The organism is Methylobacterium sp. AC690, assembly GCF_979256535.1.
In genome coordinates, this window is sequence record NZ_CEEDOX010000024.1 from 1 (window position 1) to 22,765 (window position 22,765).

Genomic DNA, 22,765 nt, shown 5'->3' on the forward strand with positions numbered 1-22,765 from the left:
GGCGCAGGCCCTGATGGGCGGGCGCGCGGCCCTGGCGGCGCGCCTCGCCGACTGGCGGGCCGAGCGCGCCGGTGCGGCGGCCTCGACGGGAGGCGCCTCGAGATCGGCCGCGTCGTCGGCGTCCTCGTCGTCGTGGTGCACGGGCGGCGGGGGGCGGCGGATCGCGGACGGCGCCTGCGGCGGCGCGTCGAAGACCGGCTCCCGCCGGCCGTCCGAGGGAGCCACCCGGGCATCGGGCGCGTGGGTCGCCCAGGGGGCGTCTTCGGGCGCCGCAAAGGCGCGCTGTGCCGCGAGGGCCGGCGAGGCACCCGCATAGGCGAGTGCGGTGGCCGCCGCCGCGCGCTCGGCCCGCCAGTCGGCGAGGCGCGCCGCCAGGGCCGCGCGCCCGCCCATCAGGGCCTGCGCCATCGCCCCGAGGGAAACGATGCCGAGGCTCGGCTCGTCATCCTCGTAGCGTCCGTCATGGCTGGCATCGGGCCGGCCGCGCACGGCCGGGCGCGCGGGGGCCGGCGGCGCATCGTAGGCGTCGAAATCCTCGGTATCGAGCTCACCGACCCGGCAGGCACCCGTGAGGCACAGGATCGCGACGCCGGCGAAGAGGAAGCCCGCGAAGGCGTGGAGCGGGGTCGCCACGATGCCGAGCATCATCCGGGCGGCATGCATCAACGCGTCGCCGGCGACGCCGCCGAGACCGGTGGGCAGGGGCCAGCGCGCCGTCGAGGGCAGCGCGCTCGCCACCGCGCTCGCGGCGAAGAATCCGATGATCCAGAGGGTCAGGCGCAGGCCGCCCCGGGGCAGCGCCCGCGTGCGCATCAGCTGGATGCCCCAGAGCGCCGGGGGCAGCACGAAGGCCAGGGAGCCGAGTCCCAGGAGCTGCATCGCCAAGTCCGAGACGACGGCCCCGCCGGTGCCCAGGACGTTGTGGGCCGCATGGTCGGTGGCGTGGTTGAGGCTCGGATCGTCGATCGACCACGTCGCCAGGGCGACCGTCAGCGCGGTGGCACCGGCAAACAGCACGAGACCGCCCAACTCTGTCATTCGCTTGGCCAGGAACGGGCGAAAGCTGTCGACGAAAGTATCGTAGGGCGATGCGGAACGGCGAAGCGAGCGCATGCGGTACCAGACACGATGGGGAACTGTCCGGTGACGGTAGCGTCGGCGGAGTTAACGGCTGGCTAAGGTTGAGACTTCCCTTCGCGCTCCGTCGCAATGCGGTCCTTCGTTGGGTCGTTCCCGCCTGGGATCGTGCCTGCCTCGGGTCGTCGAGGCTCTGCGTCGTTCCGGTGCGATGGGCGCTGGACGGGCCGATGGCGCGCCACCGGGCCGGACCCGTCCCGCGGCCCCGCAACGTCGCCCGAAGCCTGCGGACGGCCGGCTCGACCGGTCCGTCGAAACGAGAAAGGCCCCGGTCACGGCGACCGGGGCCTTTCCTTCCGACGCCCGCGGGCGCCGGAGGCGTTCGTTGCTGCGGCTTAGTAGTTGTAGGCGCGCTCGCCGTGATCGGCGATGTCGAGGCCCTCGCGCTCCTCGTCCTGGGTCACGCGCAGGCCGATGGTGAGATCGACGAGCTTGTACAGGATGGCGGAGCCGACGCCCGACCAGAGGATGGTGAAGCCGACGGCCTTGATCTGGCTCATCAGCGCGGCGCTGGTCTCGTAGGCGCCGACCGCGAGCTCACCGGGCTTGGAGGTGTAGTCCGGCAGGCCGACGCCGCCGAAGTCCGGGTTCACGAGCAGGCCCGTTGCGACAGCGCCGAGGATGCCGCCGATGCAGTGGACGCCGAAGACGTCCAGGGAATCGTCGTAGCCGAGGGCGTTCTTCACCGTGGAGCACATGATGAAGCAGACCGCGCCGGCGACGAGGCCGAGGATGATCGAGCCCATCGGACCGGCAAAGCCGGCGGCCGGCGTGACGGCCACGAGGCCCGCGATGGCGCCCGACAGCATGCCGAGGAGGGACGGCTTGCCCTTCAGCATCCACTCGACGAACAGCCAGGAGAGGGCTGCGGCGGCGGTGGCCACGAAGGTGTTGAGCATGGCCATGGCGGCGGTGCCGTTGGACTCGAGGTTCGAGCCGGCGTTGAAGCCGAACCAACCCACCCAGAGGAGCGAGGCGCCGATCGCCGTCATGGTCAGGGAGTGCGGGGCCAGCAGGTCACGGCCGTAGCCGATGCGCTTGCCGAGCATGAGGCAGCCGACGAAGCCCGCGATCCCGGCGTTGATGTGCACCACGGTGCCGCCGGCGAAGTCGAGGGCGCCCCACTTGAAGAGCAGGCCGGCATCGGCGTTCACCGCGTCGAGGGCCGCCTGGGCGGTCGCCTTCGAGGCGTCGTCGGTGGCAGCGGCCAGCGCCTTGGCGGCGTTGCCGACCGCGTCCGGGCCGCCCCAGTACCAGACCATGTGCGCCATCGGGAAGTAGATCAGCGTGGTCCAGAGGATCATGAACACGACCAGGGCCGAGAACTTCATCCGCTCGGCGAAGGCGCCGACGATGAGGGCCGGGGTGATCATCGCGAACGTCATCTGGAAGCAGATGTAGACGTATTCGGGGATCACGACGCCGTTCGAGAAGGTGGCGACGGTGGAGTTCGGGTCGATGCCCTTCAGGAAGGCCTTCGACAGGCCGCCGACGAAGTCGTTGAGACCGCCGCCGTTGGTGAAGGCGAGGCTGTAGCCGAAGATCACGAACAGCAGGCAGGAGATGCAGGCGATGGCGAAGACCTGCGTTAGGACGGACAGCATGTTCTTGGTGCGAACGAGACCGCCGTAGAACAGGGCCAGGCCGGGCACGACCATCAGCAGCACGAGGGCGCTGGAGATGAGCATCCAGGCGGTGTCGCCCTTGTTCGGAACGGGCACGGCGCTCGCGGCGGCCGGCACGGCCTCCGCCGTCGGCGTCTGCGCAAGGGATGGCTCGATGAACAAGAGTGCCAGCGCGGCACCCCCCAGCCCGAGCGCCAGGGCATTGCGAAGTTTCATGGAAACGAGACTCCCGATCGCGGTGCGATGCTGATGTGAAGAGGACAGGTCAGGGGCGCCCGGACGCGATCGTCCGGACAGGCGGTCGCCTCAGAGGGCGTCGACGTCGGTCTCGCCGGTGCGGATGCGGACGGCCTTCTCGAGGGGCACGACGAAGATCTTGCCGTCGCCGATCTGGCCGGTGCGGGCGGCGGCCGCGATCGCGTCGATCACGCTGGCGACCAGATCGGAGGCCACGGCCACCTCGATCTTGAGCTTGGGCAGGAAGCTCACGGCGTACTCGGCGCCCCGGTAGATCTCGGTATGGCCTTTCTGCCGGCCATAGCCCTTCACCTCGGTGACGGTCAGGCCGTGGACGCCGATGCCGGTCAGAGCGTCGCGGACCTCCTCCAGCTTGAACGGCTTGATGATGGCCATCACGATTTTCATGGGCGACGCCCCCTTAAGCTACGAGTTGAGTTCGACGAGGTGAACCGGGTGGACAGAAACATGCGCGCGTGGAGGCCACCGGCCGGCGCACGCAAGCGTCGCGACACGATCGGACCGGCCGGTGCGCCCGAGCCGCTTCCGACCCGTTCGCCCGCACACATATTCAAGGACTATGCCAACGGAACTTTTTCGCCGGATGCGCATCTGCCCAAGAAGTATCCGGTCATTGACTTAGGACGCAGCGTTTCCACGGCCAAGTTTGCGTGCAAAATAGGCAATACGCTGCCGAAGCAGGCAACTCGTACATCGAAGCAGCGTCTTTCGCAGCTTCGACCGGGCGCGGTCAGGCCTCGGTGCGGCGAGGCCGGATCATGCCTTCCTGGGCCACGGACGCCACCAGCGTGCCGTCGCGCGTGAAGATCTGTCCGCGCGCGAACCCCCGGGCCCCATCGGCACTCGGACTGTCCTGGGCATAGAGCAGCCAGTCGTCGGCCCGGAACGGCCGGTGGAACCACAGGGCGTGGTCGAGGCTCGCCGACTGGATCTCCGGGTCGAACACGGTTTGCCCATGCGGGATCAGGGTGGCGTCGAGCAGCGTCATGTCGGAGGCGTAGGCGAGGACGGCGCGGTGGATCGCCGGATCGTCGGGCAGGCGGTCGACGGCCCGCATCCAGACGTGGAAGCGCGGCTCCCGCGGGGCCCGGCGCAGGTAGCGCTCGATCTCGACGGGCCGCAGCTCGATGGGCCGCCGCCGGCCGAAATAGGACAGGATCGGCGCCGGGATCGCGAGCCCGTGCCGGGCGGCGTCGGCGGTGGCAGCGGGCGCCTCCGGGACCTCCTCCGGGGGAGCCACGTCCGGCATGGTCGCCTGATGGGTCGCGCCTGCTTCCGCGTCGTGGAAGGAGACCGACATCGTGAAGATCGCCCGGCCGTGCTGGTGCGCCACGACGCGGCGCGTGGTGAAGCTGCGGCCGTCGCGGATGCGCTCCACCACGTAGTCGATCGGGGCCTTCGGGTCGCCGCCGAGGAGGAAGTAGGCGTGGAGCGAATGCGGCGGCCGGGTCTCGGGCACCGTGCGGGTCGCCGCCACCAACGCCTGCGCCACCACTTGCCCGCCGAAGACCCGGAACCAACCCGTCTGCAGGCTCTCGCCCCGGAAGAGGTCCGGCTCCAGGCTCTTCAGGTCGAGGATGTCGAGGAGTTCGGTGACGATGCCGGTCATGCCGCTTCCCTGGTCGCCCGGGGATCCCCGGGCCGCGTGGACGCCACGGCGCCTCGGGCGATCCTTCACATGTGAACCATCGCGCTGGCAAGGATGCGACGGCCGGGATCAGTCGGCCAGGATCTGTGGGCTAGCATCTGGGGCAAGGAGCGAGGGGCAAGGTGCGGCGACGGTTTCGCCGACCGGGCCCGGCGACGATGGCGCGGGCTCGATCCCCGACGCCGCGCGTTGCCCCCGGCGCCGGGGAATGGCACTCCCTCCCGGGCAGCGAGGGTGGCGGGGATCGGCATGGACGGATCGGAGAAGCGCGGAAACCAGCGCAGCGTGGTCATTGCCGGCGCCGGCATTCCCGGGCTGACGCTCGCCCTGGCGCTGGCCCAGGCCAACGGCCCGGCCTTGACGGTCACGCTCTGCGATCCCGGCCTCAGCGCCGGAGCCGTGCGCCATGCCGGGCGCGCCTACGCGGTGGCGGCCGGTGGGCGGCGCATGTTCACCCGCCTCGGCATCTGGGATGCGGTTCAGGGCGCCGCGCAGCCGATCCACGACATGGTGGTGAGCGACAGTCGCCTGTCAGACCCGGTGCGCCCGGTCTTCCTCACCTTCGCGCAGGAGGCGGAGGCCGGCGCCCCATTCGCCCATATGGTCGAAGCCGAGCCCCTCGTGGCCGCGCTGCTCGCGGCGGCCGAGGCGGCCGGGGTGGTGTTCGAGCCCACCGGCATCGTCGAGGCTCTGCCGGCTGGCGGCACGACGCGCATCGCCCTCGGCGACGGACGCGTACTGCAGGCCGCGCTCCTGGTCGCGGCGGATGGGGCCCGTTCACGCCTGCGCGAGGCCGCGAAGATCGGCTGGGTCAGCTGGTCCTATCCGCAGATGGGGCTCGTCGCCACGATCGGGCACGAGCGCGACCATGCGGGGCGGGCCTACGAGCACTTCCTGCCGAGCGGCCCCTTCGCCATCCTGCCCCTGGTGGACGGGGGCGCCCTCGGGCACCGCTCGTCCATCGTCTGGACGGAGCGGGCAGCTGAGGTGCCGGCCTTGACGGGCGGCGGACCGGAGGACACCCTGGCCGAGATTGAGCGCCGCTTCGGCCTCAATCTCGGGCGCCTGGCGCTGGAGCGGGGCCCGAGCGCGCATCCCCTCGCCTTCGGCATGGCCCGCAGCTTTCGCGGCGAGCGCCTGGCGCTCCTGGGCGATGCCGCGCACGTCATCCACCCGATCGCCGGCCAGGGGCTGAACCTCGGCCTCGCCGGCGCGGCGGTGCTGGCGGAAGCGGTCACCGACGCTCTCCGCCTCGGTCTCGATCCGGGGAGCCCGGACGTCCTGAGGCGCTACGAGCGGGCGCGCCGCTTTGACACCGTCGCGATGGGGGCTGTGACGGACGGGCTCAACCGCCTGTTCTCCAACGATGTAATGCCGCTGCGCCTCGTCCGCGATTTCGGCCTCGGCCTCGTCGACCGGCTTCCCGGTTTGAAGCGCCTCTTCATCGGTGAGGCGGCCGCCGCGCGCGGGCCGCAGCCACGCCTCATGCGCGGCGAGGCACTCTGAAACGCGAAACGGCGGCCCCTTCCCTCGGGAAAGGACCGCCGCAATGGGACTGCTCGCGCGCCGAAGACGGCGTGCCGGGGCCCGTTACTTGCCCTTGGCGGCCTTGTTGGCCTTCTCCCGCTCGATGCCCTCGAGGATCAGGCGATGCGCCTCTTCCTTGCCGCCCCAGCGCTTGATCTTGACCCACTTGCCGGGCTCCAGATCCTTGTAGTGCTCGAAGAAGTGCTGGATCTGGTGGATCGTGATGTCGGGCAGGTCGGTGTAGTTCTCGATCCGGTCGTAGCGCATGGTCAGGTGGCGCGACGGCACGGCGATGATCTTCTCGTCCTCGCCGGAATTGTCCTCCATCACCAGGACGCCGATCGGACGGGCGCTGATGATGGCGCCGGGGGCGATGGCGCGGGTGTTGGCCACCAGCACGTCGCAGGGGTCGCCGTCACCCGACAGGGTGTGCGGGATGAAACCGTAATTGCCCGGGTAGTGCATCGCCGTATAGAGGAAGCGATCGACCACCAGGGCGCCGGCCTCCTTGTCCATCTCGTACTTGATCGGGTCACCACCGATCGGAACCTCGATGATGACGTTCACGTCGTCCGGCGGATTCTTGCCAATCGAGACCGCGTCGATGATCATAGCTGTGCTCCCGGAAGCAGGGGCGTCACGGCCCCGTTGCCGGGTGTCTTAAGGCCCTTCCGCCGCGAAGGAAATCGCACCGTGCGGCAGGGGGCGACGTTTGCACGAAATTGTCGGGTGCGCCTCAGGGGCGGTCGGACGAGCCGAAACGCCTGCGCCAGGCCGCGACGAGGCGCCGGACCATGCGCTCGATCCAGCGGGCCGCGTGCTCCAGGGGCACCTTCATGGCGGGCACGTCCTGGCTCAGGAGAGCGAGGCCCACGGGCAGCATCCAGAGGCCGAGGATCGGCAGGATCGAGAAGATGCCGCCGAGGATGAACAGGATCGCAGCCAGGAGGCGAACCCAGAACCGCGACGGCTCGCGCAGCCAATCCACGGCGCGACGGATGCGGTCCGGCAGCTTCGCGCTGAGATCCGTGACCCGCCTGTCCCAATCCGCTGCCGTCACGCGCATCCGTCGTCCCGCTCGCCCGCCGGAGGATCCGATCCGCCGGACCGGACCGCGGGGGGCGGCGCAGGCTTCGGCGAAGTCAGCTGAAGCGGAAACCGACCTTGGGCAGAACCGTTCCGGCCATCCTGTCGATGGCCTGGCCGATCGCGATGCCGCCCAGCCCGGTGTAGAAGGCGCAGGCCCGCTCGTTCCCCTCGAGCGACCAGACCCCGACCCGGGTCAGGCCGTGGTCGGCCAAGTCGTTGGAGACCGCCCGGAACAGACGGCGTCCGAGCCCGAGCCCCTGGTAGGCCGGGCGGATGTAGAGTTCGTCGATCTCGCCGGGGGCCTGCAGAATGCGGCCCCGCGCCGGTCCGTAGACCGCGTAGCCGACGATGCTGCTCTCCTGCTCGACCACCACGAGAGGCCGGCTGCGCTGGGTGGCCCCGAGCCACCACTGCGAACTGCGCTGCGAGATCATCCGCTCCAGGGCGACCCCGGGGATGATCCCCCGGTAGGCCTCGCGCCAGGTCTCATCGAACAGGTCTGCCAAGGGGTCGGCGTCGGCCGGACGGGCGCGGCGAATGCTGGTGGTGCTCGTTCGCATGACGGATCCCCGCGCTCGATGAGGACGATGGACGGTTCGCAATCGGTGTCGACCCCCGCATCGGAAGCGACGATCCGGGCGAAGACAAGGCGACGGGGACCAACGCAAGCGCGATGCCGGTTGCTCCCCGCGCTCCACAGCGCGTTTGCCGCGGCCGCCGCGCACTGGTAGATCAACCCCCTCCCCCTTCCCCGCCAGACCGGTCCCCCCGTCCCCGTGTTCAACCGTTTTCTCTCGTACGAGACCCGCTACGCCCGGCGCATGGCGCGGATCGCGCGCTTCGAGCGCCCGATCGCCGGCCCGGTCTCGCGGGCGAAAGCCTGGGCGAACATGCTGCTGGTGGATCACGGCGTGTTCCGCCTGGCCTACCTCAACCGCCACCGGATCGGCGCGGGCAAGCTCTGGCGCTCGGCCCAGCCGACGCCGCACCAGCTGGCCTGGTTCAAGCGCCAGGGGGTTCGCACCGTGATCTCCCTGCGGGGCGGACGCGAGCACGGGTCCTGGCCGCTCCAGCGCGAGGCCTGCGAACGGCAGGGCCTGACGCTGGTGGAGTTCGTGCTGCGCTCGCGGGAGGCCCCCTCGCGGGAGACCATCCTGGCCGCCAAGGCGTTCTTCGACGGGGTCGAGTACCCGGCGATGATGCACTGCAAATCCGGCGCAGACCGCGCCGGCCTCGCGGCGGCGCTCTACCTCATCCTGCACGAAGGCCTGCCGGTCTCGGAGGCCATGGGCCAGCTCTCAGCCCGCTACGGCCATTTCCGGTTCGCCAAGACCGGGATCCTCGACGCGTTCTTCGCGCTCTACCGCCGGGAGGGCGAGCCCAACGGCCTGGATTTCCTGACCTGGGTCGAGACCGAGTACGATGCGGAAGCGCTGAAGCGCACGTTCCGCCCCGGCTTCTGGTCCGACCTCGTGGTGGACCGGATCATCAAGCGCGAATAGCCCGACACGAAAAACCCGCCGCGGCCGAGCCGGGCGGGCTTTCGACGAACCGTATGCCGGGGCGCAGGCGCCCGGCAGGGTCGCCTCAGGCGGCGAGACGGATCGTCGACGGGGCGTTCTCGTTGCTGGCGATGAAGCGGCCGGAATTGGAGAGCGGACCGTTCTTCGGGGTCAGGAGATTGGCAGCCACGAAGACCAGCGAGACGTTGAGAGCGGCGGCGGCGACAACGAGAAGAGCGATCATCGGGTGTGTTCCAAGGCGGTTGCGTTGAGCCAGATATGGCACTGCACCATTTTCCTTGGTATACCAAATTCTACACACCACTCATGCGGCCGACGCAGAGCTTCCCGCGAATCGGCGGTCGAGGCGGTTCTCGCCCCGCAATCCCCGCATCGCTCAACCCTCAGTTCTGCAAGGCTCATCCAACCTCTGCGGGGAGACTCCGTCCTCGACCGGATAGTTTTCGCAACGCAGCAATCAGTTGATCGACAGACTTTCGAGATCCGCTGCGAAGGACGAAACGTAGCTCGGACTTTCACCCGTGAGGATGATCAGCGTCAGGATCAATCCCACCGCACCGAGATACACGACCGCGAAGAGATCCTTGTCTTCGCGACCCGCCAGAACGATGCCGGCGAAGGGGATCGTCTGAAGGGTGAGTGCCGCCGCAATGTTCATCGACAACCTCGGTTCATAGGCAACTTCGCATTCGGGCCGGCCATCGGTTCGCCTGTTCCCCCGATCGGCGCACGTTCAGCCGGTCGGGCGTCGGCACTCCCTGGGTCGGCCCACCGCGGAGGGAGGGCCTGTGGACGAGCCCGGGTTGGGGCTCGTCTCACGCGGGACAAACCGCGTGTCAGGCCGCTTGCACAGGCCGGGCCGCGACGGGGGTCGCAACGGTCTCGTCATTCAGGAAGCGCAGGCGCAGGGGCTTGAGCACGAACATCGCCAGGATTGCCGCCACCACATTGAGGCCGATGATGATCGAGAACACCGCCGACCAGCCGTACTTGGCGGAGATGATGCTGGCGATCGGCACCAAGAACGAGGCCGTGCCCTTCGCAGTGTAGAGCAGGCCGGCATTCGTCGTGGCGAACTTCGAACCGAAGGTGTCGCCGCAGGTGGCCGGGAACAGCGAGTAGATCTCGCCGAAGACCCCGAAATACACCGCCGTGGCGAAGACGAAGATCAGCGGATTCGTGCCGTAGGTCAGCAGGGTAATGATCGCCAGGGCGGCGATCGAGAAGGCGATGAACATCGTGTTCTCACGCCCGATATTGTCCGAGATGAAGCCGAAGAACGGGCGCCCGAAGCCGTCGAAGATGCGGTCGAGGGAGATCGCGAAGGTGAGCGCCACCATCTGCAGACCGAACAGGCTCACCGGCACGTCGGCGACCTTGAAGTCGTGGGCGATCGGGGCGATCTGCGCCGCCGCCATCAGGCCGCCGGAGGCGACCATCACGAAGATCACGTACATCAGCCAGAAGACGGGGGTGCGCACGACCTCGCGCGGCGTGCGATCGAGCCTAGCCTGCGGCAGGCGCAGAGTCTTGCGCTGGACCGGTACCGCCTGAGACGGCTTCCGCAGGAAGAACGACAGCAGGACCACGATGGCCCCCTGACCCAGCCCGAAGAACAGGAACGCGTCCTGGTAGCCGCTGGTGGCGATCATCTTGGCGATCGGGATCACCGTGACGGCCGCGCCCGCACCGAAGCCGGCCGCGGTGGCGCCGGCGGCGAGGCCGCGGCGATGGGGGAACCACTTCAGGGCGTTGCCGACGCAGGTGCCATAGACGGATCCGGCACCGATCCCGCCGATGACCGCCGCCGCGTAGAGCAGGAAGAGGGAATCAGCGTGGGCGTTCAGGAACCACGCCAAGGCGATCATGATGCCGCCGAAGCAGACCACGATGCGCGGGCCGTAGCGGTCGACGAACCAGGCTTCGACCGGCACCAGCCAAGTCTCGGTCGCAACGAAGATGGTAAACGCGAACTGGATCGCCGCCCGGCCCCAGTGAAACTTGGTGTCGATGGGGTCGACGAACAGCGTCCACCCGTATTGAAGGTTGGCGATCATCGCCATGCAGAGCACGCCGAAGGCGAGTTGCCACCATTTGGCGGACGGTGAGTCCAGACGTTCCATCCCGAATTCCTTCTTGATCGGATTGTTCGCACCGATGCCGCCAGCATGCACCAAAATTCGTTGTATGCAATATACCAGGGAATGAAATGTCGTTTCGGACGTGGGGAGGTGGCGAAACCCCGCTCAGCGACTCCAGGCGTGTATCATCCTGCAGGTTGTTGGCGCGCGACGGTGCGTCGGGTACCGGTCGCCGGACGCGACAGCTCAGCCCGCGCGGTGGCGACGGCGACGGTTTCCGGAGGCACGGCCGCCGCCGGTCCCGGTGCGGTCATGCTCTGGTCAATAGCCTGGCGGGACGGAGTTCCTATTCCGCGGCGATGCGGCTCGCCTCCCGGTAGGGATGGGCCGGGTAGGTCCCGATGATCCGCAACTCCCGCGAGAAGTACCCGAGTTCGGCCAGGGCGCGTGACAGGCCCGGCTCCTCCGGATGGCCATCCACCTCGGCGTAGAACTGGGTCGCGACGAACTGGCCGTCGACCATGTAGCTCTCGAGCTTCGACATGTTGACGCCGTTCGTGGCGAAGCCGCCCAGCGCCTTGTAGAGGGCCGCCGGGATGTTGCGGACCCGGAACACGAAACTGGTGACCATCGGGCCCGCCTCGGGCGAGACCGGCTCCGGCTCCGGTGAGAACACGACGAAGCGGGTGGTGTTGTGGCTTTCGTCCTCGACATCGTGCTCCAGGATGTCGAGGCCGTAGACCTCGGCGGCGAGCGCGGGAGCCAGGGCACCGCGCGTGGGATCACCCGCCTCCGCCACCTCGCGGGCGGCTCCGGCCGTGTCACCGGCCACGATGGGACGCACGCCGAGGCGCCGGATGATCTTGCGGCACTGTCCCAGGGCATGGACGTGGCTGTGCACCGTCCGGATCTGCTCCACCAGCGTGCCGGGCAGGACCATCAGCTGGAAGTGGATCGGCAGGAAGTGCTCCGCCACGATGTGCAGGCCCGAGGTCGGGATCAGGTGGTGGATATCCGCCACCCGGCCGGCGATCGAGTTCTCGATGGGGATCATCGCCCGCGTCGCACGACCTTCCTTCACGGCCGCGAAGGCATCCTCGAAGGTCGGGCAGGGCAGCGGCGTCCAGTCCGGGTAGGCCTGAGCGCAGATGATGTGGGAGTTCGCGCCGGGCTCGCCCTGGTAGGAGACGATGTGCTGGGGCATGCGGGCTGGTCTTTCCGAGGCGCTTCAGTTCAGGCGGCGGGCCGACAGGATGGCGCGGGCGCGTTCCAGGTCGGCGGGGGTGTCGACGCCGAGCGGCAGGTCGTCGACGACGATGGCGTCGATGCGCATCCCGGCCTCGAGGGCGCGGAGCTGCTCCAGCTTCTCGCGGGTCTCGAGCTCGCCGGGCGGCAGGGCCATGAAGCGGGCGAGCGCCTTCCGGCGATACGCGTAGAGGCCGATGTGATGGTAGAGCGGCCCTTCCCCCCAGGGCGCCTCGGCGCGGGTGAAGTAGAGCGCGCGCAGACGGCGGGTGCCCACGATGTGGCCGACGAGCTTGACCACGTTGGGGTCACGCCGCTCGGATTCTTCGGTGATGATGGCGCAGAGGGTGGCGATGTCGACGGAGCGGTCTGCCAGCGGCAGGATCGCCGCGCCGATGATGCCTGGATCGATGGTCGGCAGGTCGCCCTGGACGTTGACCACCACGTCGTGGTTGCCGTGCGGATCGATGATCTCCAGGGCCTCGGCCAGGCGATCCGAGCCGGAGGGATGGTCGGCCCGGGTCAGGACCGCCAGGCCGCCCACGGCCTCGATGGTCTCGACGATGGCGGGCGTGTCGGTGGCGACCACCACGGGGCCGATACCGGCCTCCACGGCGCGGCGCCAGACGTGCACGATCATCGGCTCCCCGGCGAGGTCGGCCATCGGCTTGTTGGGCAGGCGGGTCGCGGCCATGCGCGCGGGAATGAGGACGATGGGATCGGACATCGGTCTGGACCCTGCTCCGGCTGGGCCGGTGCTTACCAGCGACGCCCCGAGTTGTCATGCCGGGCGTGTCATGGCGGAGGTGCCTTGCCGAGCGTGTCTTGCCGAGCGTGTCTTGTCAGAGGTGTCTCGCCGGGCCGCGGAGACCGCGTCCGCCGGCGCGGGAACCGGATGCGCCCGCCCGCGTCTGAAGAAGTGAGGGATGGCAGCGACACCTGCCGGTCTGCGACTACGCGAAGCGCGACTCGACCATTGTCAAGGTCGGGCTTCAGCGGCTAAGCACCCTCGACCGTTTCCAAAGTCCGGCACAGGCACGCGCTGGACTTCGCCCTGAATTCTCCCCCTCAGGCCGGCCGCACCGGAGTTGTCGAGAATGGACTCTTTCGAGCTGAACAAGGTTGCGGGTGCCGCGCTCGGCGCGCTGCTGTTCGCCGTGGGGTCGGGCTTCGTCGCCGAGCTGATCTATCATCCCAAGCCTGCCGGCAATGCCGGCTATGCCCTGCCCGAGCCGCAGGCGAAGGCCGCCGGCGGCGCCGCGCCCGAGGCGAAGGCCGAGCCCCTGCCGATCCGTCTGGCCAGCGCCACCGTCGACAAGGGTCAGGCCGCGGCCAAGAAGTGCTCCTCCTGCCACAGCTTCGAGAAGGGCGGCCCGAACAAGGTCGGGCCGCATCTCTGGGGCGTCGTCGATCGCCAGCGGGCCCACGAGCCCGGCTTCGAGTACTCGGCCGCGCTCAAGGAGAAGGGCGGCACCTGGACCTACGACGAGCTCGATCACTTCCTGACCAATCCGAAGGGCTACGTCCCTGGGACCAAGATGGCGTTCGCCGGCATCACCTCGCCGACCGAGCGCGCCGACGTCATCCTCTACCTGCGCAGCCTCGCCGATACCCCGGCGCCGCTGCCGGCCGCGGAGAAGAAGGCGGAGGGCGACAAGCCGGCCGAAGCCCAGCCTGCTGCTGCCAAGGCTGGGGATACCAAGCCGGCTGACGCCAAACCGGCCGACGCCAAGCCCAACCCCGAGTCGAAGCCCGCGGCCGAGGTCCGGCGCGAGCAGGCGCCGAAGCCCGCGGACGCCTCCAAGGCGACCGAGGATCAGAAGCCGGAGGTCGCCAGCCCGGCGACGGCCGCCAAGCCGACCGTCGCGGGCGAGGAGGCGAACAAGCCGGCCTCGGTGAAGCCTGCCGATGACACGCCGGTCGGGGCCGCCCCCGCCGCGCCGCCTGCCCCGGCCACCACTCTCCCGGCCGAGAAGCCGGCCCAGCCGTAGGTCGGTCTTCGGCGAGAACCGAAGCCCCTCACGAACGCGAAAAGGCCGGGCCATCGCCCGGCCTTTTCGTTTGCCGGTCCAGACCGCGGCGACACGGGCTCAGGTTCCTGCGCGCGCGCCCATCGCTTCCTGCGCGCACGCGCCCGCTTGGCGTTCGCGGCCGGTCCGTCCTAGAACACCCGCCTGCCGTCGCCGGTGCGGCGGCGGGACCGCGACCCCGGAATCCGGAGACCGCCTGCCTGTGATGCGCATTGCCCTGATCGGACGCCTCGTCGCCGCCCTCGCCTTCCTGGCCTGTGGCCTGCCCGCCCGGGCCGCCCCCGATCCGGAATCCGCCGCGCCGCGAGGCGCCTGGATGCCCGCGATCACGCTGATGGGTGAACCGAAATACGGTCCCGACTTCAAGCATTTCGATTATGCCGACCCGAACGCGCCGACCGGCGGACTCGTACGCCTCGGCGCCCAGGGCGGGTTCGACAACTTCAACTACGTGGTGTCGGGGCTGAAGGGCGACCTCGAGGGCGGGATCGTCCAGATCTACGATACCCTGATGACGGAATCTGCCGACGAGCCGTTCACCTCCTACGGCCTCCTGGCCGACGGCGTGCGCCTCGCCGACGACCTGTCCGCGGTCTCCTACCGCCTGCGCGAGGGGGCCCGCTGGCATGACGGCCAGCCGGTGACGCCCGAGGACGTGGTCTGGTCCTTCGACATCCTGAAGGCGAACAGCCCGTTCTATTCGGCCTACTATCAGACCGTGACCAAGGCCGCCGTCACCGGCCCGCGCGAGGTGACGTTCACCTTCTCGGAGGCGGGCAACCGCGAGCTGCCGCAGGTGCTCGGCCAGTTGCGGGTGCTGCCCAAGCACTGGTGGACGGGCAAGGACGCGCAGGGGCGGCCGCGCGACGTCACCCAGACCACGCTGGAGATCCCCCTGGGCTCGGGCCCCTACCGCCTGGCGAAGTTCGAGGCTGGGCGCAGCGCCACCTACGAGCGCGTCGCGGACTACTGGGGCAAGGACCTGCCCGTGAATGTCGGTCGCAACAACTTCGGCACCATGCGGAACGAGTACTTCCGTGATGCGACGGTGCTGATCGAGGCGCTGAAGGGCGATCTTTTCGACTTCCGGGCCGAGAACGTGGCGCGCAACTGGGCCACGGCCTACGACACCTTCCCCGCTGTGAAGGAGGGCCGCCTGATCAAGGAGGAGTTCCCCGATCGCGGTAACGGCAACATGCAGGCCTTCGTGCTGAACACCCGCCGGGCGAAGTTCGCCGATCCGCGGGTACGCCGGGCTTTCAACCTCGCGATGAACTTCGAGGAGATGAACCGGTCTCTGTTCTTCGGCCTCTACAAGCGGATCGACTCCTATTATTTCGGCTCGGAGCTGGCCTCGTCCGGCCTGCCGCAGGGCGACGAGCTGTCGATCCTGGAGAGTGTGAAGGACAAGGTTCCGGCCTCGGTCTTCACCACGCCCTACGCCAATCCCGTCAACGGCACGCCCGACGCGGTGCGGGCCAACCTGCGCGAGGCCGTCGGCCTTCTCAAGCAGGCCGGCTACGAGCTGCGCAACGGCCAGATGACCGACGTGAAGAGCGGTGAACCGCTCACCGTCGAGTTCCTGGAATTCCAGAGCGTGTTCGAACGGGTCGTGCTGCCCTACGCGGCGCAGCTGAAGCTCATCGGCATCAACAGCTCCCTGCGGGTCATCGACCAGGCTCAGTACCAGAATCGCCTGCGGGCCTTCGACTTCGACATCACCACGAGCTCGTGGCCGGAATCCCTCTCGCCCGGCAACGAGCAGCGCGAGTACTGGGGCTCTGCCTCCGCCGACAAGGCCGGCTCGCGCAACCTGATCGGCATCAAGGACCCGGCCATCGATGCCCTGATCGAGAAGGTGATCTTCGCCAAGGACCGCCCCGGCGTGCTGTCGGCGACCCATGCCCTCGACCGGGTGCTGCTGGCCCACAACTTCGTCGTGCCGCAATGGGGCTCGAACGTCTCGCGCACCCTGCGCTGGAATCGCTTCGGGCATCCGGCGGTGCTGCCGAAATACGGCAGCTCGGGTTTCCCCACGACCTGGTGGTACGACGAGACGCTGGCGGCCAAGACCGGGGCGCCGCGATGAGCGTCGGGCCGACCCGGCGCGCCGTCGTCGCGGGCGCCGGTGCCCTCGGGGCGACCCTGGTGCTGGCGCCCCCGGCCCGAGCGGCGGCCCGCACCAGCCACGGCCTGTCGAGCTTCGGCGACCTCAAGTACCCGGCCGACTTCCCGAACTTCGACTACGTCAATCCGGATGCGCCGCGAGGAGGGCGCTTCTCGGCGCAAATCGCCTCGACTCTGGGCAACCAGGCCTCCGACACCTTCAACACCCTGAACATCTACGTCCTGCGCGGCGACGGCGCCGCCGGCATGAACCTGACCTTCGACTCGCTCATGGTCCGCGCCCTCGACGAGCCGGACGCGCTCTACGGGCTCCTCGCCCGCTCGGTCGAGATCTCCGAGGACGGGCTGCGCTATCGCTTCGCCCTGCGGCCGCAGGCCCGCTTCCACGACGGCTCACGCCTCACCGCCCACGACGTGGCGGCGTCGCTGCGCCTCCTAAAGGAGAAGGGCCACCCCGAGATCTCGCAGGTGATCCGCGACCTCGCCGAGGCCATCGCCGAGGACGACGCCACGGTGACCCTGCGCTTCGCCCCCGGCCGCAGCCGCGACCTACCCCTCTTCGTCGCCACATTGCCGGTGTTCTCGGCCGCCTACTACGCCAACCGCGATTTCGAGGCCTCCTCCCTGGAGCCGCCGCTCGGCTCCGGGCCGTATCAGGTCAGTCGCGTGGAGGCGGGGCGCTTCATCGAACTGGAGCGGGTGAAGGATTACTGGGGCGCAGAGCTGCCGGTGAATGTCGGGCAGAACAACTTCGACGCCATCCGGTACGAGTATTTCCGCGATCGCCAGGTCGCGTTCGAGGCCTTCAAGGGCGGCGCCTTCACCTTCCGCGAGGAGTTCACCGCCCGGGTCTGGGCCACGGGCTACGAATTTCCCGCCGTTCAGGAGGGCCGCGTCCGCAAGGAGGTGGTGCCCGATGCCCGTCCGTCGGGCACCCAGGGCTGGTGGATGAACACCCGCCGCGAAGCCTTCCGCGATCCCCGGGTGCGCGAGGCGATCGGTCTGTGCTTCGACTTCAACTGGTCGAACGCCAACCTGATGTACGGCGCCTACATCCGCACGGCCTCCTATTTCGAGAACTCGGACCTGAAGGCCACGGGCCGTCCGGCGCCGGAGGAACTGGCCCTCCTCGATCCCATGCGCGGGGACCTGCCGGCGGAGGTCTTCGGCGAGGCCTGGAGCCCGCCGAGTTCCGATGGGTCGGGCCAGGACCGCGCCCTGCTCAGCCGCGCCGTGGCCCTGCTGCGGGAGGCCGGCTGCACCCGCGACGGCGGCGTGATCCGCTTAGCCTCCGGCAAGCCGCTGGAGATCGAGTTCCTCGACAACGACCCGGTGTTCCAGCCGGTGACGCAGCCCTTCATCCGCAATCTCGGCCTGATCGGCATCCGCGCCAGCATCCGGCTGGTCGATCCCTCGCAGTACCAGGCCCGGGTCAAGGATTTCGACTTCGACCTCACGGCCCGCCGCTTCGCCAGCGGGCTCACGCCGGGGCCCGAACTCCGCGAGGCCTATGGGTCCCGCGCCGCCGGTACGCCCGGCGCGAACAACCTCGCGGGCATCGCGAGCCCCGCCATCGACGCGCTGATCGAGAAGGTCACGGAGGCGACCTCCCGCGCCGACATGATCCACGCCGCGCGCGCCCTCGACCGGGTGCTGCGGGCGGGGCGCTACTGGGTGCCCATGTGGTACAAGGCCGATCACCGGCTGGCCCTCTGGGACGTCTACGGCCGCCCGGCCAAGGGACCGACCTACGATCTCGGCGTGCCGAACGTCTGGTGGTACGATGCCGCCAAGGCCCGGCGCATCGGCCGAACCTGAGGGACACCCGTGCTCGGCTACATCCTGCGCCGCATCGCGCTCATGGTCCCGACGATCTTCGGGATCATGCTCATCACCTTCGTCATCGTCCAGTTCGCCCCCGGTGGCCCGGTGGAGCGGGTGCTGGCCCAGCTCCAGGGCCAGAACGAGGGCAGCCTGTCGCGGGTGACCGGGGGGGCCGGCGACCTCGGCGGCGCCGCACGCGGCGGCGGCGGGGGCGGGGGCGAGGCGAGTGCCCGCTACCGCGGCGCGCAGGGGCTCGACCCGGCCTTCATCAAGAAGCTCGAGCAGCAATTCGGCTTCGACAAGCCGGCGCCCGAGCGCTTTGCCAAGATGATCTGGGACTATGTCCGGTTCGATTTCGGCAACAGCTATTTTCGCGATGTTTCGGTGCTGCAGCTGATCCGCGAGCGGCTGCCGGTGTCGATCTCGCTGGGTCTCTGGATGACCTTGATCTCCTACGCGATCTCGATTCCGCTGGGCATCCGCAAGGCGGTGCATGACGGCTCGCGCTTCGATCTCTGGACTTCGACCGTGGTCATCATCGGCTACGCGATCCCGAGCTTCCTCTTCGGTATCGCGCTGATCATCCTGTTCGCGGGCGGCTCCTTCGTGCAGATCTTCCCGATCCGGGGCCTGACGAGCGAGAACTTCGAGTCCCTGAGCCTCTGGGGCAAGGTGGTCGACTACGCCTGGCACATGACGCTTCCGCTGGCGGCCCTGGTGCTCGGCGCCTTCGCGACCTCGACCCTGCTGACCAAGAACTCCTTCCTCGACGAGATCCGCAAGCAGTACGTCCTCACGGCCCGGATGAAGGGCCTGTCCGAGCGCCGGGTGCTCTACGGCCACGTCTTCCGCAACGCCATGCTCATCGTCATCGCCGGTTTCCCGGCGGCCTTCATCTCGGCCTTCTTCACGGGCTCGCTGCTGATCGAGACGATCTTCTCCCTCGACGGTCTCGGACTCCTGTCCTTCACCTCGATCGTTGGACGCGACTACCCCGTGGTGTTCGCGACCCTGTACATCTTCTCCCTGCTCGGGCTGGCGGTGAACCTGCTCTCCGACCTGATCTACACCTGGATCGACCCGCGCATCGACTTCTCGGCGCGGGCGACGTGACCACCCTCCCCCTCATCATCCGACACGAGCACGCGGGCGACGCCGAGGCGATCGAGCGGCTCCATGCCCGCGCCTTCGGCCCCGGCCGCTTCGCCCGCACCGCCTACCGCCTGCGGGAGGGGACCGCACCCGTCGCGGAGCTCTGCTTCACCGCCCTGGTGGCGACCTACCTCGTGGGTTCGGTGCGGGTGGCGCCGGCCGAGGCGGGCGATCCCCTTCTCGTGCTCGGCCCCCTCACGGTCGATCCCAGCTTCGAGGGGCGTGGCATCGGTGCCGCCCTGATGACGGCCTGCCTCGACGCAGCGACGGCCGCCGGCCACGGCCTCGTCCTTTTGATCGGCGACGCACCCTATTACCGGCGCTTCGGCTTCACGCCGATCCCGCCCGGACGCCTCGTCCCGCCTTCCCCCGTCGACCCGGCCCGCTTCCTCTGGCGCGAGCTCCGGCCCGGCGCGGCCGCGACGATCTCCGGGAACGTCACAGCCCTCCGTCCGCGTTGACCCCGCCGAAGGCGCCGACCCGGCGCCGGCAGGGACGGCACTCCGATGGACACTTCGGCGATTCGGCACGACACGATCACGGCGAACGGCATCGCGCTCCACGTGGCGCGGCTCGGGCGCGGCCGCCCGCTGGTCCTGTTGCACGGCTGGCCGGAATTCTGGCTGACCTGGGAACCGGTGATGCGGCGCCTCGCCGACCGCTTCGAGCTGATCGCGCCGGATCTGCGCGGCTTCGGTGACAGCCAGAAGCCCGATCTCCAACCCTCCGACGACGCCGGCGCCGACGTGCATGCCGCCGACATCGTCGCGCTGCTCGATGCCCTCGGCATCGCCCGGGCCGGCATCGTCGGCCACGACGTCGGAGCCTCCGTCGTGCAGGTCCTGGGTCGGACGGTGCCGGAGCGCCTGACCGGGCTTTTCACCTTCGACTGCCCCTATCCGGGGATCGGGCCGCGCCTCGCCGTCCCCGAGATGCTCGCCGAAATCTGGTACCAGTCCTACCACGTGAAGCCCTTCGCGGCCGCACAGGTCGGGGCCTCGCGCGAGGGCTGCCGGCTCTATATCGGACACTTCCTGCGCCACTGGGCCGGCGGCAACCCGGCCGCCTTCGACGACGTGCTGGAGGCCTTCGTCGACAATTTCCTGGCGCCCGGCAACCTGCAGGGTGGCTTCAACTGGTACGTCAGCGCGCAGGCCGGGCGCCTGGCCATGATCCGCGGCGAGGCTCCGTCCCTGCCGCCGATCACCGTCCCGACCGGCATCCGCTGGGGCGATTCCGACCCGCTGTTCCCCCTCGCCTGGACAGACCGCCTCGGCGAGACCTTCGCGGACCTCGACTTCGCGCCCTTCCCGGGCCTCGGCCACTTCCCGCACCGGGAGGACCCCGACCGGGCAGCCGCCGCGATCGCCCGGTTCTTCGAGCGGCTGCCGGATTAAGCGCTCAGGCCGCCCGGCCGCGCCGACCCTCCACGAGCCACATCGCCAGCACGGCGGCCGCCAGGGCGGCCAACGCCCACAGCCCGAGGGCCAGGGGATAGACCTCGACGCCGCGGATGTTGGCGCTGTCGCTCGGGCGGAAGCCGATCCAGTCGGCACCACTGAGGCGGCCGCTGCGAACCGACTGCAGGCGCGGCACCACGATGCCGCCGGTCTCCGCCACGCGGCGGATCGAGCCGCCGGTGCCCTCGGCCAGGGCCTTGAGGCGCTCGGTGTCGCTGAAGACGTCGGCGAGCTCGCGCGGATTCGGCGGACCGACGCTGACGAAGGCGACGAGATTGCCCGAACGCAGGGTGTGCAGGCCCAGTTCGGCAGCCTCGAAGGTCGTCGCGAACAGGCCCGGTTCGCCGGGCGTCAGGGTCAGGGTGCGCTGGTTGCCGGTCGGGCCCGTCACGGTGACGGGCTCCACCGTGTCGGCCATGGTCTGGCGCTCGACGCGGACCTCCCGGCCGTGGCCGGTGGTCTGGGCCCGCAGAGCCTCTTCCTCCAGGGCCGGCTCCTTCATCAGCCAGTGACCCAGTCGGCGCAGCAGGTCGAGATACGGCCCGCCCTCCTGATAGCCCCGAGCCCAGAGCCAGGCATGGTCGGACAGGAGCAGTGCCACCCGCCCCTTCTCCTCGCGCGACAGGGCCAGGAGCGGCAGGGCGTCCGGGCCCTGCAGGATCGGCTGGATGCCGGGTTTCACCTGGGCGGAGACGATGCGCAGCCAGTCGCCCCAGGCGGGGGGCGAGGCCTCGGAGCCGGGCAATGCCCGGGTGACGGGATGGCGGTTGCCGACGCCCGTGAGGCTCGCCTTGTAGGGTTGCTCGACCACCCGCCCGTTGGGCTCGCCCGGTAGAATCGCGGACAGGCGCGTCCGCGACAGGCTAGAGGGCGAGGCGAATTCGGGGCCGGCCGCGATCAGCAGGGCGCCGCCCTCGCGGACGTAGCGGACGATGTTGTCGAAATAGGCCGAGGGCAGCACGCTCTGGTTGGCGTAGCGGTCGAAGATGATCAGGTCGAAGTCCTTGATCTTCTGGACGAACAGCTCGCGCGTCGGGAAGGCGATCAGGGAGAGTTCGGAGATCGGTGTGCCGTCCTGCTTCTCGGGCGGCCGCAAGATGGTGAAGTGCACGAGGTCGACGTTGGCATCGGACTTCAGGAGGTTGCGCCAGGTGCGCTCGCCCTGGTGGGGCTCGCCCGAGACGAGGAGCACCCGCAGCTTCTCGCGGATGCCCTCGATGGGCAGGACCGCGCGGTTGTTGATCGTGGTGAGCTCGCCCGGAAGCGGCTCCACCTCGATCTCGACCACGTTCGGCCCGCCATGCTCGATCCGCATGGTCAGGGAGAAAGGCTGGCCGGTGGGGAAGGTCCGACGTCCGACGTCCTCGCCGTCGCGGCGCACGGTGACGGTGGCGCTGCCGGTGCCACCGCGCTCCATGACCTCGGCCCGGATGGTCAGGTCGCGCCCGACGATGCCGAAACGCGGTGCCTCGATCAACTTGATCTGGCGGTCGCGCTCGTCCGGATGGCCGGTGACGAGGACGTGGAGCGGTCCCTTGAGGCCCAGGGCCGCCACCGAGGCCGGAATGTCGTGGACCACGCCGTCGGTGAGCATGACGACGCCCGCGAGGCGCTCGGCCGGCACGTCGGCCAGCGCCTGCGACAGGGCGGTGAACAACCGGGTGCCCCCGTCGCCCTCCTTGGCATCGGGCACGTCGATGAAGCGCGGCTCGATGTTGGTCAGTGCCCCGAAGCGGCGCTGCAACTCGGCGCGGACCGCATCGGTCATGGCCGGCCGGTCGCCGAGGGCCTGCGAGCCCGAACGGTCGACCACGATGGCGGCGATGTCCTTCACCGGCTCGCGGTCCTCGCGCACCAGGGACGGGTTGGCGATCGCCAGGAGCACCAGGGCCAGGGCGAGCGCCCGCAGGATCGCGGTGCGTCCGCGCGCCAGGAAGGCCAGCACGGCGAAGATCACGACGAGCACGCCGAAGCCGATCAGCACCGGCCAGGGTACCAGGGGGGTGAAGCTGAGGCTCAGCATGGGCGCGGGGCCTCCG

The 22,765-nt window shown here is 69.5% G+C and carries 21 protein-coding genes; 8 read left to right on the forward strand and 13 right to left on the reverse strand.

Going from position 1 to position 22,765, the window contains the following annotated elements; translation table 11 throughout:
- From AC0IY1_RS22330 to tesB, 4 genes are all read right to left on the reverse strand, one after another.
- Positions 1 to 1,038: DNA translocase FtsK 4TM domain-containing protein (locus AC0IY1_RS22330; protein WP_471772504.1), on the reverse strand; the 1,038-nt coding region annotated here is incomplete at its 3' end.
- A 434-nt stretch (positions 1,039 to 1,472) separates the two neighbouring features.
- On the reverse strand, positions 1,473 to 2,978 hold the full coding sequence (locus AC0IY1_RS22335; RefSeq protein ID WP_055948313.1) for an ammonium transporter: 1,506 nt from the start codon (positions 2,976 to 2,978) through the stop codon (positions 1,473 to 1,475).
- Positions 2,979 to 3,068: 90 nt separating this feature from the next.
- Entirely contained in the window at positions 3,069 to 3,407 is a 339-nt protein-coding gene (locus AC0IY1_RS22340; protein WP_055948310.1) for a P-II family nitrogen regulator, read from the reverse strand.
- 343 nt (positions 3,408 to 3,750) lie between these two features.
- The gene (tesB, locus tag AC0IY1_RS22345) at positions 3,751 to 4,629 is read right to left on the reverse strand and encodes an acyl-CoA thioesterase II (protein ID WP_471772507.1); all 879 of its coding nucleotides are present in this window, start codon (positions 4,627 to 4,629) and stop codon (positions 3,751 to 3,753) included.
- Between the two features lie 288 nt (positions 4,630 to 4,917).
- On the opposite strand from tesB, the gene AC0IY1_RS22350 reads away from it, so the two are divergent.
- A complete protein-coding gene (locus tag AC0IY1_RS22350; protein WP_471772509.1) occupies positions 4,918 to 6,174 on the forward strand; it encodes an FAD-dependent monooxygenase in 1,257 nt (418 codons plus the stop codon).
- 84 nt (positions 6,175 to 6,258) lie between these two features.
- On the opposite strand, the gene ppa is transcribed toward AC0IY1_RS22350, so the two are convergent.
- From ppa to AC0IY1_RS22365, 3 genes are all read right to left on the reverse strand, one after another.
- Positions 6,259 to 6,807: an inorganic diphosphatase gene (gene ppa, locus AC0IY1_RS22355; protein ID WP_055948297.1), complete on the reverse strand. Its 549-nt coding sequence runs from the start codon at positions 6,805 to 6,807 to the stop codon at positions 6,259 to 6,261.
- Positions 6,808 to 6,931: 124 nt separating this feature from the next.
- Positions 6,932 to 7,261: a hypothetical protein gene (locus AC0IY1_RS22360; RefSeq protein WP_471772511.1), complete on the reverse strand. Its 330-nt coding sequence runs from the start codon at positions 7,259 to 7,261 to the stop codon at positions 6,932 to 6,934.
- Positions 7,262 to 7,337: 76 nt separating this feature from the next.
- Complete coding sequence (locus tag AC0IY1_RS22365; RefSeq protein ID WP_055948291.1) at positions 7,338 to 7,844, reverse strand: GNAT family N-acetyltransferase; 507 nt, start codon at positions 7,842 to 7,844, stop codon at positions 7,338 to 7,340.
- A 216-nt stretch (positions 7,845 to 8,060) separates the two neighbouring features.
- On the opposite strand from AC0IY1_RS22365, the gene AC0IY1_RS22370 reads away from it, so the two are divergent.
- A complete protein-coding gene (locus tag AC0IY1_RS22370; RefSeq protein ID WP_471772513.1) occupies positions 8,061 to 8,786 on the forward strand; it encodes a fused DSP-PTPase phosphatase/NAD kinase-like protein in 726 nt (241 codons plus the stop codon).
- An 85-nt stretch (positions 8,787 to 8,871) separates the two neighbouring features.
- On the opposite strand, the gene AC0IY1_RS22375 is transcribed toward AC0IY1_RS22370, so the two are convergent.
- The 5 genes from AC0IY1_RS22375 to AC0IY1_RS22395 form a co-directional block, all read right to left on the reverse strand.
- Positions 8,872 to 9,030: a hypothetical protein gene (locus AC0IY1_RS22375; protein WP_156375529.1), complete on the reverse strand. Its 159-nt coding sequence runs from the start codon at positions 9,028 to 9,030 to the stop codon at positions 8,872 to 8,874.
- Positions 9,031 to 9,264: 234 nt separating this feature from the next.
- Positions 9,265 to 9,465: a hypothetical protein gene (locus AC0IY1_RS22380; protein WP_471772515.1), complete on the reverse strand. Its 201-nt coding sequence runs from the start codon at positions 9,463 to 9,465 to the stop codon at positions 9,265 to 9,267.
- A 178-nt stretch (positions 9,466 to 9,643) separates the two neighbouring features.
- Positions 9,644 to 10,930 carry an oxalate/formate MFS antiporter gene (oxlT, locus tag AC0IY1_RS22385; RefSeq protein ID WP_103710692.1) on the reverse strand — a complete coding sequence of 429 codons (1,287 nt, stop codon included), beginning with the start codon at positions 10,928 to 10,930 and terminating at the stop codon, positions 9,644 to 9,646.
- 304 nt (positions 10,931 to 11,234) lie between these two features.
- Positions 11,235 to 12,092, reverse strand: a complete 858-nt coding sequence (locus tag AC0IY1_RS22390; RefSeq protein WP_471772517.1) for a prephenate dehydratase — start codon at positions 12,090 to 12,092, stop codon at positions 11,235 to 11,237.
- Positions 12,093 to 12,116: 24 nt separating this feature from the next.
- Positions 12,117 to 12,860, reverse strand: coding sequence for a 3-deoxy-manno-octulosonate cytidylyltransferase (locus AC0IY1_RS22395; RefSeq protein WP_103710634.1), 744 nt, complete (start codon positions 12,858 to 12,860; stop codon positions 12,117 to 12,119).
- 370 nt (positions 12,861 to 13,230) lie between these two features.
- On the opposite strand from AC0IY1_RS22395, the gene AC0IY1_RS22400 reads away from it, so the two are divergent.
- The 6 genes from AC0IY1_RS22400 (at position 13,231) to AC0IY1_RS22425 (ending at position 20,663) form a co-directional block, all read left to right on the forward strand.
- Positions 13,231 to 14,124 carry a c-type cytochrome gene (locus tag AC0IY1_RS22400; RefSeq protein WP_471772520.1) on the forward strand — a complete coding sequence of 298 codons (894 nt, stop codon included), beginning with the start codon at positions 13,231 to 13,233 and terminating at the stop codon, positions 14,122 to 14,124.
- Between the two features lie 244 nt (positions 14,125 to 14,368).
- Complete coding sequence (locus tag AC0IY1_RS22405) at positions 14,369 to 16,252, forward strand: extracellular solute-binding protein (RefSeq protein WP_471772579.1); 1,884 nt, start codon at positions 14,369 to 14,371, stop codon at positions 16,250 to 16,252.
- Positions 16,249 to 18,108: an extracellular solute-binding protein gene (locus tag AC0IY1_RS22410; protein ID WP_471772522.1), complete on the forward strand. Its 1,860-nt coding sequence runs from the start codon at positions 16,249 to 16,251 to the stop codon at positions 18,106 to 18,108. The genes AC0IY1_RS22405 and AC0IY1_RS22410 overlap by 4 nt, the downstream gene beginning before the upstream one ends.
- A 9-nt stretch (positions 18,109 to 18,117) precedes the next feature.
- Complete coding sequence (locus tag AC0IY1_RS22415; RefSeq protein ID WP_471772524.1) at positions 18,118 to 19,227, forward strand: microcin C ABC transporter permease YejB; 1,110 nt, start codon at positions 18,118 to 18,120, stop codon at positions 19,225 to 19,227.
- Positions 19,224 to 19,727, forward strand: coding sequence for a GNAT family N-acetyltransferase (locus tag AC0IY1_RS22420; protein ID WP_471772526.1), 504 nt, complete (start codon positions 19,224 to 19,226; stop codon positions 19,725 to 19,727). Before AC0IY1_RS22415 ends, AC0IY1_RS22420 begins: the two co-directional genes overlap by 4 nt.
- A gap of 45 nt (positions 19,728 to 19,772) precedes the next feature.
- Positions 19,773 to 20,663, forward strand: a complete 891-nt coding sequence (locus AC0IY1_RS22425; protein ID WP_471772528.1) for an alpha/beta fold hydrolase — start codon at positions 19,773 to 19,775, stop codon at positions 20,661 to 20,663.
- A gap of 4 nt (positions 20,664 to 20,667) precedes the next feature.
- On the opposite strand, the gene AC0IY1_RS22430 is transcribed toward AC0IY1_RS22425, so the two are convergent.
- Positions 20,668 to 22,749 carry a hypothetical protein gene (locus AC0IY1_RS22430; RefSeq protein ID WP_471772530.1) on the reverse strand — a complete coding sequence of 694 codons (2,082 nt, stop codon included), beginning with the start codon at positions 22,747 to 22,749 and terminating at the stop codon, positions 20,668 to 20,670.
- Positions 22,750 to 22,765 lie beyond the last annotated feature (16 nt).